The 13,782-nt window shown below is 42.8% G+C and carries 10 protein-coding genes and 1 rRNA gene; 10 read left to right on the top strand and 1 reads right to left on the bottom strand.

Annotated elements, in window-relative coordinates; translation table 11 throughout:
* Positions 1 to 6 precede the first annotated feature (6 nt).
* The 10 genes from rrf to H8S63_RS16360 all read left to right on the top strand — a co-directional run bounded on the left by rrf (position 7) and on the right by H8S63_RS16360 (position 12,481).
* Positions 7 to 117 (top strand): 5S ribosomal RNA (rrf, locus tag H8S63_RS16405).
* 347 nt (positions 118 to 464) lie between these two features.
* Positions 465 to 1,055 (top strand): V-type ATP synthase subunit E family protein, encoded by a 591-nt coding sequence (locus tag H8S63_RS16400; protein WP_007751954.1) that lies wholly within the window; start codon positions 465 to 467, stop codon positions 1,053 to 1,055.
* An 11-nt stretch (positions 1,056 to 1,066) separates the two neighbouring features.
* Complete coding sequence (locus H8S63_RS16395) at positions 1,067 to 1,909, top strand: DUF2764 domain-containing protein (protein ID WP_007751958.1); 843 nt, start codon at positions 1,067 to 1,069, stop codon at positions 1,907 to 1,909.
* Between the two features lie 17 nt (positions 1,910 to 1,926).
* Positions 1,927 to 3,687 (top strand): V-type ATP synthase subunit A, encoded by a 1,761-nt coding sequence (locus H8S63_RS16390; protein ID WP_007751965.1) that lies wholly within the window; start codon positions 1,927 to 1,929, stop codon positions 3,685 to 3,687.
* 30 nt (positions 3,688 to 3,717) lie between these two features.
* Positions 3,718 to 5,043 carry a V-type ATP synthase subunit B gene (locus tag H8S63_RS16385; protein WP_007751966.1) on the top strand — a complete coding sequence of 442 codons (1,326 nt, stop codon included), beginning with the start codon at positions 3,718 to 3,720 and terminating at the stop codon, positions 5,041 to 5,043.
* Positions 5,044 to 5,086: 43 nt separating this feature from the next.
* Entirely contained in the window at positions 5,087 to 5,692 is a 606-nt protein-coding gene (locus H8S63_RS16380; protein WP_007751971.1) for a V-type ATP synthase subunit D, read from the top strand.
* Positions 5,689 to 7,506, top strand: a complete 1,818-nt coding sequence (locus tag H8S63_RS16375; protein WP_055279796.1) for a V-type ATP synthase subunit I — start codon at positions 5,689 to 5,691, stop codon at positions 7,504 to 7,506. Before H8S63_RS16380 ends, H8S63_RS16375 begins: the two co-directional genes overlap by 4 nt.
* Positions 7,507 to 7,550: 44 nt before the next feature.
* A complete protein-coding gene (locus tag H8S63_RS16370; protein WP_005675599.1) occupies positions 7,551 to 8,012 on the top strand; it encodes a V-type ATP synthase subunit K in 462 nt (153 codons plus the stop codon).
* A 204-nt stretch (positions 8,013 to 8,216) separates the two neighbouring features.
* Positions 8,217 to 9,878: a glycogen/starch synthase gene (locus H8S63_RS16365; RefSeq protein ID WP_186927394.1), complete on the top strand. Its 1,662-nt coding sequence runs from the start codon at positions 8,217 to 8,219 to the stop codon at positions 9,876 to 9,878.
* A 38-nt stretch (positions 9,879 to 9,916) separates the two neighbouring features.
* Positions 9,917 to 12,481, top strand: coding sequence for a glycosyltransferase family 1 protein (locus H8S63_RS16360; RefSeq protein WP_007751977.1), 2,565 nt, complete (start codon positions 9,917 to 9,919; stop codon positions 12,479 to 12,481).
* A 153-nt stretch (positions 12,482 to 12,634) separates the two neighbouring features.
* Here the strand turns inward: H8S63_RS16360 and H8S63_RS16355 are convergent, their stop codons facing one another.
* A complete protein-coding gene (locus H8S63_RS16355; protein ID WP_186927393.1) occupies positions 12,635 to 13,738 on the bottom strand; it encodes a TlpA disulfide reductase family protein in 1,104 nt (367 codons plus the stop codon).
* Positions 13,739 to 13,782: the final 44 nt, after the last annotated feature.

The following is a 13,782-nucleotide window of genomic DNA, read 5'->3' as shown; positions in this document are numbered from 1 at the left end:
ATTTATTCAGGTGGTTATAGCACGAGGGTTCCACCTCTTCCCATTCCGAACAGAGAAGTTAAGCCTCGTCACGCCGATGGTACTGCGTAACAGTGGGAGAGTAGGTAGCCGCCGTTTTTTAAGAAGCCCCTTGATTCAGCAACGAATCAAGGGGCTTTCTGTGTTTTTTAATCTTTGATATATCCGTTTGAGTGTCCCGTTTGTCCGTTTCGGTATTTGTTTGTTTTCATCTCTCTTTTAGATTCACTATATTTGCTTTCTCGTTTGAGTAATATAAATGTCATTTTGTTATACGAAAAGGGAAAAAATGGAATAAAATTGGTATATAACTGTGATTTTTTTGCAAGGTTACCTTTTTTCTTTCCATCTTTCTCTTTTTTATCAAATTGATTTTTGTAAATTTGGCGAGAATCTAAGAAAGGTACACAATTAATATAGTAATAATACTAAATACTCCTGTTGATATGGAAAACAAAATTCAAGAGTTGACCGATAAGATTTATCGTGAAGGCGTGGAAAAAGGAAACGAAGAAGCGCAGAGACTTATCGCGAATGCTCAGGAAGAAGCAAAAAAAATTATTGAGGATGCACGCAAAGAGGCAGAATCAATCGTTAATTCCTCTCGTAAATCTGCTGACGAATTGGTGGAAAATACAAAATCAGAGTTAAAACTGTTTGCCGGTCAGGCTGTAAATGCACTCAAATCTGAGGTTGCTACTATGGTAACTGACAAGTTAGTAACTGCTTCTGTGAAGGACTTCGCTCAGGATAAAGATTATCTGAATGCGTTTATCGTTGCATTGGCTTCAAAATGGAGTGTGGATGAACCCATTGTTATTTCCACTGCCGATGCGGAATCACTGAAAAAGTATTTTGCAGCTCACGCAAAAGCATTGTTGGATAAGGGAGTGACTATACAGCAGGTGAACGGTATCAAGACTTTATTCACTGTTTCTCCGGCGGACGGTTCTTATAAAGTGAACTTCGGAGAAGAAGAATTCATGAATTACTTCAAAGCTTTCTTGCGTCCCCAGTTAGTAGAAATGCTATTTTAAAAAAAGCGACTATGAGTAGTAAGTACTATTACTTAGTAGCAGGTTTGCCGGAGCTTTCGCTGGAAGACAGTAAACTGAGCTACACAGTAGCTGATTTTAAAACTGAAATCTACAACGGATTGTCTGCTTCAGACCGGAGGTTGATCGACTTGTTTTATCTGAAGTTTGATAATGCTAATGTGTTGAAACTTCTCAAAGATAAAGAAGCGGAAATAGACAAACGGGGAAACTACTCTGCCGGAGAACTTATCGAATATATTTCTATTCTAAGGGAAGGCGGAGAAATCAGTCCGAAAGATTTCCCGGCTTATCTTTCTACATTTATCGTTGATTATTTGAATACACCGGCTGAAAGTACGGTATTGCAGGAAGATTATTTGGCTGCATTGTATTACGAATATGCTATGAGATGTGGAAATAAATTTGTTTCCGCCTGGTTTGAATTCAACCTCAACATCAATAATATTCTTGTTGCATTTACCTGTCGTAAATTCAAGTGGGATATTGCCTCCAATATTGTAGGAAATACGGAGGTATGCGAGGCATTACGTACATCGAGCGCCCGTGATTTCGGACTGTCCGGTGAGGTGGATGTTTTTGAGTCGTTGGTGAAAATCAGTGAGATTACAGAATTGGTGGAACGTGAGAAGAAGCTCGACACTTTGCGGTGGAACTGGATGGAAGATGCTACCTTCTTCGATTATTTCACCATTGAACGTATTTTCGCTTTCTTGTTAAAGCTGGAAATGATTGAACGGTGGATTTCATTGGATAAGGAAAGAGGAAATCAATTGTTCAGGAGTATCATCGAATCACTAAAGAACGAAGTGCAGATTCCTGCAGAATTCAGATAATAAATTATTAAAAATATATGGCAACAAAAGGAACTGTTAGTGGCGTTATTGCCAACATGGTGACCCTCGTCGTTGACGGACCGGTAGCTCAGAATGAGATTTGTTATATCTCGACCGGCGGCGATAAGTTGATGGCGGAGGTGATTAAGGTTGTAGGTTCACATGTATATGTCCAGGTGTTTGAAAGTACACGTGGATTGAAAGTGGGTGCTGAAGCCGAATTTACAGGACACATGCTCGAAGTGACGTTAGGTCCGGGTATGTTATCGAAAAACTACGACGGTCTGCAAAATGACCTTGACAAAATGGATGGCGTTTTCCTGAAAAGAGGACAATATACATATCCATTGGATAAAGAGCGTGTATGGCACTTCGTACCGTTGGTAAATGCAGGTGATAAAGTGCAGGCTTCCGCATGGCTGGGGCAGGTGGACGAGAACTTTCAGCCGTTGAAGATGATGGCTCCGTTCACGATGAAAGGAACGGCTACCGTGAAAACAATCATGCCGGAAGGTGATTATAAGATAGAAGATACGATTGCAGTCTTGACAGATGAGGAAGGAAACGATATTCCTGTTACTATGATTCAGAGATGGCCGGTGAAACGTGCCATGACGAACTATAAGGAAAAGCCGCGTCCTTTCAAATTGTTGGAGACGGGGGTACGTGTAATCGATACATTGAATCCGATTGTGGAAGGTGGTACCGGCTTTATTCCCGGACCCTTCGGTACAGGTAAGACCGTACTTCAGCATGCCATTTCCAAACAGGCGGAAGCGGATATCGTAATTATTGCAGCTTGTGGTGAACGTGCCAATGAGGTGGTGGAAATCTTTACGGAGTTCCCGGAACTGGTTGACCCGCATACCGGACGTAAGTTGATGGAACGTACCATTATCATAGCTAATACTTCCAATATGCCGGTGGCTGCCCGCGAGGCTTCCGTATATACAGCAATGACACTGGCGGAATATTATCGTTCAATGGGACTGAAGGTTCTGTTGATGGCTGACTCAACTTCCCGTTGGGCGCAGGCTCTGCGTGAGATGTCCAACCGTATGGAGGAGTTGCCTGGTCCGGATGCTTTCCCGATGGATATTTCGGCTATCATCTCCAACTTCTACGGTCGTGCGGGATATGTGAAACTGAACAATGACGAAACAGGTTCGATTACTTTCATCGGTACGGTATCTCCTGCCGGTGGTAACTTGAAAGAGCCTGTGACTGAAAATACGAAGAAAGTAGCACGTTGTTTCTATGCTTTGGAACAGGACCGTGCCGATAAGAAACGTTATCCGGCTGTGAATCCGATCGATTCTTATTCTAAATATATCGAATATCCGGAATTTGAAGCATACATCAAAGAGCACATCAACGGTGAATGGATTGGTAAGGTCAATGAACTGAAAACACGTTTGCAGCGTGGTAAAGAAATTGCCGAGCAGATCAATATTCTTGGTGACGATGGTGTACCGGTAGAATATCACGTTATTTTCTGGAAATCGGAATTGATCGACTTTGTTATTCTGCAGCAGGATGCATTCGACGAAATTGATGCGGTAACTCCGATGGAACGTCAGGAAGATATTCTGAACATGGTAATTGACATTTGTCATACGGAGTTTGAATTTGATAACTTCAACGAAGTAATGGATTACTTCAAGAAGATGATTAATATCTGTAAGCAGATGAACTATTCTAAGTTCAAGTCTGAGCAGTATGAAGGATTCCGGCAACAACTGAAAGAACTGATTGCCGAAAGAAGTATCAATTCATAATCTTAAATTTATAATTTTTAATTATCAAAGATGGCAACAAAAGCTTTTCAAAAGATATATACCAAGATTACTCAGATTACCAAAGCTACCTGTTCGCTGAAAGCGACGGGAGTAGGGTATGACGAGCTTGCCACTGTGGATGGTAAACTGGCGCAGGTGGTTAAGATTGCCGGTGACGATGTCACTTTGCAGGTATTTGAGGGTACGGAAGGTATTCCGACCAATGCCGAAGTAGTGTTTCTCGGAAAATCACCGACATTGAAAGTAAGTGAGCAGTTGGCAGGACGTTTCTTCAATGCTTTCGGTGATCCGATCGACGGAGGTCCGGAAATTGAAGGCCAGGAAGTGGAGATTGGCGGACCTTCTGTGAATCCGGTTCGACGTAAACAGCCGTCGGAACTGATTGCAACAGGTATTGCCGGCATCGATTTGAACAATACGTTGGTGTCCGGTCAGAAGATTCCGTTCTTCGCCGACCCGGACCAGCCTTTCAACCAGGTTATGGCAAACGTGGCGTTGCGTGCCGAAACGGATAAGATTATTCTCGGCGGTATGGGTATGACGAATGATGACTACCTGTACTTTAAGAATGTGTTCTCTAATGCCGGTGCGCTCGATCGTATCGTGAGTTTTATGAATACGACCGAGAATCCTCCGGTGGAACGTCTGTTGATTCCGGATATGGCATTGACTGCAGCCGAGTATTTCGCTGTAAACAATAATGAGAAAGTCTTGGTACTGTTGACGGATATGACCAGTTACGCCGATGCGTTGGCTATCGTATCCAACCGTATGGATCAGATTCCTTCGAAAGACTCTATGCCGGGTTCGCTTTATTCGGATTTGGCAAAGATTTACGAAAAAGCGGTGCAGTTCCCTTCCGGTGGTTCAATTACTATTATCGCAGTGACTACGTTGTCCGGTGGAGATATTACACACGCTGTACCTGATAATACGGGTTACATCACCGAAGGTCAGTTGTTCTTGCGTCGTGACAGTGATATCGGTAAGGTTATTGTTGACCCGTTCCGTTCATTGTCTCGTTTGAAACAGTTGGTTACCGGAAAAAAGACGCGTAAAGACCATCCACAGGTGATGAATGCCGCTGTACGTCTGTATGCCGACGCTGCTAACGCCAAGACAAAGATGGAAAACGGTTTCGACTTGACGAACTACGACGAGCGTACGCTGGCTTTTGCAAAAGATTATTCCAATCAGTTGTTGGCTATCGATGTCAATCTGGATACTACTGAAATGCTGGATGTGGCTTGGGGCTTGTTCGGCAAGTACTTCCGTCCGGAAGAAGTAAATATCAAGAAAGACTTGGTGGATCAATACTGGCCAAAAGGCGAATAATAATAAACTTGTAATTAATAATTTATAATTAGTAATTGACAACGTGGCTATAAAGTTTCAATATAACAAGACCTCTCTTCAGCAGCTCGAAAAGCAACTGAAAGTGCGGGTGCGCACGCTTCCTATCATCAAGAATAAGGAAAGCGCCCTCCGCATGGAAGTGAAACGCTGTAAAACGGAAGCTGCCGATCTGGAGGATAGGCTCGAAGAACAGATTCAAGCCTATGAAGCCATGTTCGCCCTTTGGAATGAGTTTGATGCTTCATTAATAAAGGTGAATGATGTTCATCTTGGCGTGAAGAAAATTGCGGGTGTGCGCGTGCCGTTGCTCGAAAATGTAGAGTTCGAGATACGTCCGTACAGTATGTTTAACGCTCCCAAATGGTATGCCGACGGTATACACTTGTTGGAAGAGCTTGCACATACGGCCATTGAACGTGAATTTATGCTCGCCAAGCTGAATTTGTTAGAACATGCAAGGAAAAAGACCACTCAGAAAGTGAATCTTTTTGAGAAGGTACAGATACCGGGCTATCAGGATGCATTGCGAAAGATCAAGCGATTTATGGAAGATGAAGAGAATCTGTCGAAGTCTTCGCAAAAGATCATGAAGTCCCATCAGGAAAAAAGGAAGGAGGTAGAGGCATGATTACGAAAATGAAGAAACTCACATTCCTGGTTTATCACAAGGAGTACGAAGATTTTCTGAACAGTCTGCGTGAACTTGGTGTAGTCCACATTGTGGAAAAACAGCAAGGGGTTGCCGATAACACGGAACTGCAGGAGAATATCCGTCTTTCCAACCGCCTGGCAGCTACAATGAAGTTGCTCCAGAATCAGAAGCATGAGAAGAATGCCGTGATTGCAACGGAAGGTGGAACAGCCGGACGCGGGATGCAAGTGTTGGATGAAGTGGATACTTTGCAAACGGAACACGGGAAGTTGTCTCAACAGCTACAAAGCTATGCGAAAGAAAAAGAAGCGTTGGAAGCGTGGGGAAACTTTGAGCCGACAGATATTCAGAAATTGAAAGATGCTGGTTATGTGATCGGTTTTTATAGCTGCTCGGAAGGAAACTACAAAGAAGAGTGGGAGACGGAATACAATGCGATGATTGTGAACCGTATTTCTTCCAAAGTATTCTTTGTCACGGTAACGAAAGCCGGACAGGAGGTGGACTTGGATGTGGAGCAGGCAAAACTTCCAGCATACTCTTTGGCACGCCTTGAAACGATGTATGATACGACGGAACAGGCGATCGAAGAGAATGAGAAGAAGCTCGTTGCATTGTCTGAGACGGAAATTCCTTCTTTGAAGGCTGCCTTGAAAGAATTGCAGGGACAGATTGAATTCTCTAAAGTCGTGCTGAGTTCCGAACAGGCCGCCGGTGATAAACTGATGTTGATTGAAGGATGGGCTCCTGCATTCAGTCAAGTGGAAATCGAGGCTTACCTGAATGACGCACATGTGTATTATGAAATTACTGATCCGGTTCCGGGCGATAATGTTCCTATCCGATTGAACAACAAAGGATTCTTTGCCTGGTTTGAACCGATTTGTAAATTGTATATGCTTCCGAAATATAATGAGCTGGACTTGACACCGTTCTTTGCTCCGTTCTTTATGATTTTCTTTGGACTTTGTCTAGGAGATTCGGGATATGGTTTATTTCTGTTCTTGGGAGCTACGGCATATCGGTTGATAGCGAAGAAACTGACTCCGTCTACAAAATCAATCTTGTCATTGATACAAGTATTGGCTGTTTCGACCTTCTTCTGCGGTTTGCTGACGGGTACGTTCTTCGGAGCGAATATTTACGATCTGGACTGGCCTATCGTTCAACGTTTGAAACACGCTGTTCTGATGGATAACAATGATATGTTCCAGTTGTCGTTGATTTTGGGTGCTGTCCAGATTTTGTTCGGCATGGTGCTGAAAGCGGTAAATCAGACGATTCAGTTTGGCTTCAAATATGCGGTGGCGACAATAGGATGGATTATTTTGTTGGTTTCGATGGCTGTTTCGGCTCTGTTACCGGAAGTAATGCCGATGGGAGGCACAGTGCACCTTATCATTCTGGGAATTTCGGCTGCTATGATCTTCCTTTACAACAGTCCGGGAAAGAACATTTTCCTGAATATCGGACTGGGGTTGTGGGATTCGTACAATATGGCTACCGGTTTGTTGGGTGATGTCCTGTCATACGTCCGTCTGTTTGCTCTCGGACTTTCCGGAGGTATTCTGGCAGGAGTGTTCAACAGTCTGGCAGTAGGTATGAGTCCGGATAATGTAATAGCAGGTCCTATCGTGATGGTACTGATATTCGTTATCGGTCATGCCATCAATATCTTTATGAATGTACTCGGTGCAATGGTTCACCCGATGCGTCTGACGTTTGTCGAGTTTTTCAAGAATTCCGGATACGAAGGAGGCGGTAAAGAGTACAAACCTTTTAAAAATTAAAAATTAATATTTTAAGAATTAAACAATAAAAATAGAATAAGATTATGGAAATGAATTTGTTTATTGCCTATATTGGCATCGCGGTTATGGTTGGTTTGTCGGGCATTGGTAGTGCTTACGGAGTAACTATTGCAGGTAACGCTGCTATCGGAGCATTGAAAAAGAACGACAGTGCATTCGGTAACTTCCTTGTATTGACAGCCCTTCCGGGTACACAGGGACTTTACGGTTTTGCCGGTTATTTTATGTTCCAAACTATTTTTGGTATTTTAACTCCTGAGATTACAGCTATTCAGGCGTCTGCCGTTTTGGGTGCAGGTATTGCTTTAGGCTTGGTGGCTTTGTTCTCGGCTATCCGTCAAGGACAGGTTTGTGCAAACGGTATCGCTGCTATCGGTCAGGGACACAATGTATTTAGCAACACATTGATTCTTGCTGTATTCCCGGAACTTTATGCTATCGTTGCTCTAGCTGCAACCTTCTTGATCGGTAGTGCATTAGCATAATTTTTTCTGCAGGAATATTCCTAATAAAAAACATTCAATCCCCCTGTATATGGAGCTTTGCATATGCAGGGGGATATTCTTTTTTTACTGGATGAGGTTCTTTCTTTCTTCTTCTTAACTCATCTTTTTTGCATAAAGTATTATTTTTCAAAGAATAATGTGTACTTTTGCACCCGCATACTAAAAAGAGTTTTAATATATTATATGGTAAAAGATTTATTAACCCCCGATTATATCTTCGAGTCCAGCTGGGAAGTATGTAATAAAGTAGGAGGGATATATACGGTCTTGTCGACCCGGGCAAATACATTGCAGGAAAAGTTTCGTGACAGAATTTTTTTCATAGGTCCCGATGTGTGGCAAGGAAAGGAAAACCCTCTGTTCATCGAGTCGGATAATCTGTGTGCTGCTTGGAAGAAGCATGCGCTTGAGAAAGATGAACTTTCTGTTCGTGTCGGACGATGGAATATCCCCGGTGAACCCATAGTCATTCTTGTTGATTTCCAACCTTTTTTTGAGAAAAAGAACGATATATACACTGAAATGTGGAATCGTTATCAAGTAGATTCGTTGCACGCTTATGGCGATTACGACGAAGCTTCCATGTTTTCGTACGCTGCGGGAAAAGTGGTAGAGAGTTTCTATCGTTATAACTTGACAGAGACGGATAAGGTGGTATACCAGGCTCACGAATGGATGACCGGAATGGGAGCGCTTTATGTACAGGAAGCTGTGCCTGAGGTGGCTACTATTTTTACAACCCACGCTACTTCTATCGGCCGTTCAATTGCTGGTAACAACAAACCGTTGTATGATTATCTATTTGCTTACAATGGTGACCAGATGGCTCAGGAACTGAATATGCAGTCGAAGCATTCGATTGAAAAGCAGACAGCGCATTATGTGGATTGCTTTACGACAGTAAGCGAAATTACCAACAACGAATGTAAGGAATTGCTGGATAAACCGGCAGATGTAATCCTTATGAACGGTTTCGAGGATGACTTTGTGCCGAAAGGAGGTACATTCACCGGAAAGCGTAAACGTGCGCGTACCTTGATGTTGAATGTAGCGAACAAATTGTTGGGAACAAATCTGGGCGATGATACGTTAATTGTGGGAACCAGTGGAAGATATGAGTTTAAGAATAAGGGAATCGACGTATTTCTGGAATCGTTGAACCGCCTGAACAGGGATAAGAACTTGCATAAGAATGTGCTGGCGTTTATCAATGTCCCCGGTTGGGTAGGTGATCCGCGTGAAGATTTGCAGGAACGTCTGAAAAGTAAGAAGAGTTTTGATACTCCGCTTGAAGTGCCGTTCATTACCCATTGGCTGCATAACATGACGCATGACCAGGTGTTGGATATGCTGAAATATCTTGGAATGGGCAACCGTCCGGAGGATAAAGTGAAGGTGGTATTCGTTCCTTGCTACTTGGATGGTCGTGACGGTATCATGAATAAGGATTATTATGATATATTGCTCGGACAGGATTTGAGCGTATATGCTTCTTATTATGAACCGTGGGGGTATACTCCGTTGGAAAGCGTTGCATTCCATGTGCCGACAATCACTACAGATCTGGCCGGATTCGGACTTTGGGTAAATAGCCTGAAGAACCAACGAGGCATTAACGATGGAGTGGAGGTGCTGCGCCGTTCGGACTATAATTATTCGGAAGTGGCGGATGGTATTAAAGATACAATTACACTATTTGCCGATAAGACAGAAAAAGAAGTGAAGGAAATCCGCAAGCGTGCCGCAGAAGTAGCGGAACAGGCTTTGTGGAAACACTTTATACAATATTATTATGAGGCTTATGACATTGCTTTGCGCAATGCAATGAAGCGTCAACTTAGTTAAGAGAAAATTTATTATCAATAAGTTAATTAAAAAACATTATGAAAATCAAAGTTAGTAATGTGAATATTCCCAACTGGAAAGAGGTTACTGTGAAATCACGTATACCGGTAGAGTTGGAGAAGTTGTCTGAAATTGCACGCAACATTTGGTGGGCATGGAATTTTGAAGCGACAGAACTGTTTAGAGATCTAGATCCGGAACTTTGGAAAGAATGTGGACAGAACCCTGTGCTGTTGTTGGAACGCATGAGCTATGAAAAGCTGGAAGCTTTGACAAAAGACAAGGTGATTCTGAGAAGGATGAATGAAGTTTATACGAAATTTAGAGACTACATGGATGTGAAGCCGGATAGCCAGCGTCCTTCTGTTGCCTATTTCAGTATGGAATATGGTCTGAGCAGTGTCCTGAAAATATATTCCGGTGGTCTGGGTGTATTGGCCGGTGACTATCTGAAAGAAGCTTCCGACAGCAATGTTGATTTGTGTGCGGTAGGTTTCTTGTATCGCTACGGTTACTTTACGCAAACTTTGTCTATGGATGGACAGCAGATTGCTAATTATGAAGCACAGAACTTCGGACAGCTTCCTATCGACCGTGTGCTCGATGCAGACGGCAAGCCATTGGTAGTAGACGTTCCTTATCTGGATTATTATGTTCATGCTAACGTGTGGCGTGTAAATGTAGGACGTATCTCTCTGTATCTGCTGGATACGGATAATGAAATGAACAGCGAGTTCGACCGTCCTATCACTCACCAGCTCTATGGTGGGGATTGGGAAAACCGTTTGAAACAGGAAATCCTGTTGGGTATCGGTGGTATCCTGACTTTGAAAGCACTAGGTATCAAGAAAGATATTTATCATTGTAACGAGGGACACGCTGCACTGATCAATGTTCAACGCATCTGTGATTATGTAGCTACCGGATTGACTTTCAATCAAGCTATCGAGTTGGTTCGTGCTTCTTCTCTTTATACGGTTCACACTCCGGTTCCTGCCGGTCACGACTATTTCGATGAAGGTCTGTTTGGCAAATATATGGGTGGTTATCCTGCTAAAATGGGTATCACTTGGGACGACCTGATGGATTTGGGACGTAACAATGCCGGTGACAAGGGCGAACGTTTCTGTATGTCTGTTTTTGCTTGCAATACTTCTCAGGAGGTGAACGGTGTAAGCTGGCTGCACGGCAAAGTGTCTCAGGAAATGTTCTCTTCTATCTGGAAAGGTTACTTCCCGGAAGAAAGCCATGTGGGATATGTGACGAATGGTGTTCACTTCCCGACTTGGAGCGCAACGGAATGGAAGAAATTGTACTTTAAATATTTCAATGAAAACTTCTGGTTCGACCAGTCTAATCCTAAGATTTGGGAAGCTATCTACAATGTGCCTGATGAGGAGATCTGGCAGACTCGTATGACCATGAAGAATAAGTTGGTTGACTACATCCGTAAGTCATTCCGCGATACTTGGCTGAAGAATCAGGGAGATCCTTCGCGTATCGTTTCATTGATGGATAAAATCAATCCAAATGCATTGCTGATCGGTTTCGGTCGTCGTTTTGCTACTTACAAGCGTGCGCATCTGTTGTTCACCGACTTGGAACGTCTTTCTAAGATTGTGAACAATCCTGACTATCCGGTTCAGTTCCTGTTTACAGGTAAGGCTCATCCGCACGATGGAGCAGGACAGGGTTTGATTAAGCGTATTATCGAGATCTCTCGCCGTCCGGAATTTTTGGGTAAGATTATCTTCCTCGAAAACTACGATATGCAGTTGGCTCGTCGTTTGGTTTCCGGAGTTGATATCTGGTTGAATACTCCGACTCGTCCGTTGGAAGCATCCGGTACATCCGGTGAAAAAGCTTTGATGAATGGTGTTGTTAACTTCTCTGTATTAGACGGATGGTGGCTGGAAGGTTACCGTGAAGGTGCAGGTTGGGCGTTGACTGAAAAACGTACTTACCAGAATCAGGAACATCAAGACCAGTTGGATGCTGCTACTATTTACAGTATCCTTGAAACGGAAATCCTGCCGTTGTATTATGCTCGTAACAAGAAGGGATATTCTGAAGGCTGGATTAAAGTTGTGAAGAATTCTATCGCACAAATCGCTCCTCATTATACAATGAAGCGTCAATTGGATGACTATTATAGCAAATTCTATTGCAAGCAAGCAAAACGTTTCCACGCTTTGGCTGCCAATGACAATGCGAAAGCGAAAGAAATCGCAGCATGGAAAGAGGAAGTGGTTGCTAAATGGGATTCTATCGAAATCGTATCTTGCGATAAGGTAGAAGAACTGAAGAAAGGCGATATCGAAAGCGGAAAAGAATATACAATCACTTATGTAATCGATGAAAAAGGTCTGAATGATGCAGTAGGACTGGAATTGGTTACTACTTATACGACTGCAGACGGTAAACAACATGTTTACTCGGTAGAGCCGTTTAATGTGATAAAGAAAGAAGGCGACTTGTATACATTCCAGGTTAAACATAGCCTGTCGAATGCAGGTAGCTTCAAGGTGTCTTACCGTATGTTCCCAAAAAATCCAGAACTTCCACATCGTCAGGACTTCTGCTATGTTCGCTGGTTCGTTTAATTGAAAATGTAAGGTAGGGGGGAGGATTCTCCCTGCTACTTTAGATATAAAAATTAGCCCCTGCAATCTCTGAGGATGCAGGGGCTAAATTTTTTCTGTTTGCTACAAAGAGCTTCAACACAGTCTGTTCCACCACAGATTAATAGCGGTGACTTATTTTACAACTTCTGCTATTTTGGCTTGTAGTTCTTCTCCATGGAGACCACGTGCGATAATAGTACCTTCGCCGTCAATCAAAACAGTGTGAGGAATACTGTTTACAGCATAAAGTTGTGCACCTTCACTCTGCCAGAATTTAAGGTCGGACATTTGCGGCCAAGTCATGTTCAGCTTTTTGATGGCATCTTTCCATGCAGCGTCATCCTGGTCGAGAGATACACCTACGATTTCGAAGTTTTTACCTTTATATTTGGCATAAGTCTCTACCAGGTTAGGTATTTCACGACGGCAAGGACCGCACCAGCTTGCCCAGAAGTCAACCAATACCACTTTACCTTTACCTACGTAATCCGATAGTTTTACAGGTTTTCCATCTGGAGTCTTCATCTCGAAATCAATGAATTTCGTACCAACGGCAGTTTTTTTCTGCTTGTCAGTCAGCTCTTTTATTCTCACGATTGCTTCATCGTTCTGAAAATTAGCCGGGATTTGTTCCAGCAATTCTGTATTTTCGGCAGTGGAATTGTTGTAGAAAGTCTGTTTGAACAAGAATACTCCTACTGGGTTAGTAATATTCTTTTTTACAGCTTCTTTGATAGCATTGTCATATTGTTCCTCCAATTGAGCGCCTTCTTTCTGTTTCGCTTCTTTTTGTTCGTCACTTAATGTAGTGTCACCCATTGCTTCATAGATGGCATTCATCTTTTTGCTGATATCATTGATCTGTCCTCTGAGTTCCTGGTAAGCGTCATTGTTGGCTGTACCGGTAGCAGAGTCATCTTTTTTGCTTAAGGCAATATTGATCTTTCCGTTTTCGAGGAAGAAATCAATCATCAACGGTTCTCCGTTTACTTCGCAAGTGACATAACGGCTTACTACCGAATCTTGTGTTCCTTCGAAAGTAAACGTACCCTTAGAGATCACAGCTGTATCGAGTTTGATCAGATTTCTACCATTAGCTTCTTGAAGATAAACGGTGTCACCATCGGCTGCACCTTCTACTGTACCTGTAACAACATAGCCGGCTTTGTTTCCACCGGTACAAGCTACCATACCTAAAGCTGCCGTTGCAATGACTAAATAACTTAATTTTTTCATGCTTTTGTAAGATTAGTGAATAAATATTTATGCAAAGATAGATT

Source organism: Bacteroides sp. NSJ-39 (assembly GCF_014287315.1).
Taxonomy (GTDB): domain Bacteria; phylum Bacteroidota; class Bacteroidia; order Bacteroidales; family Bacteroidaceae; genus Bacteroides; species Bacteroides finegoldii.
Note: the sequence above shows the minus strand (reverse complement) of the source record. Positions and strands in the feature narration are given on the sequence as shown.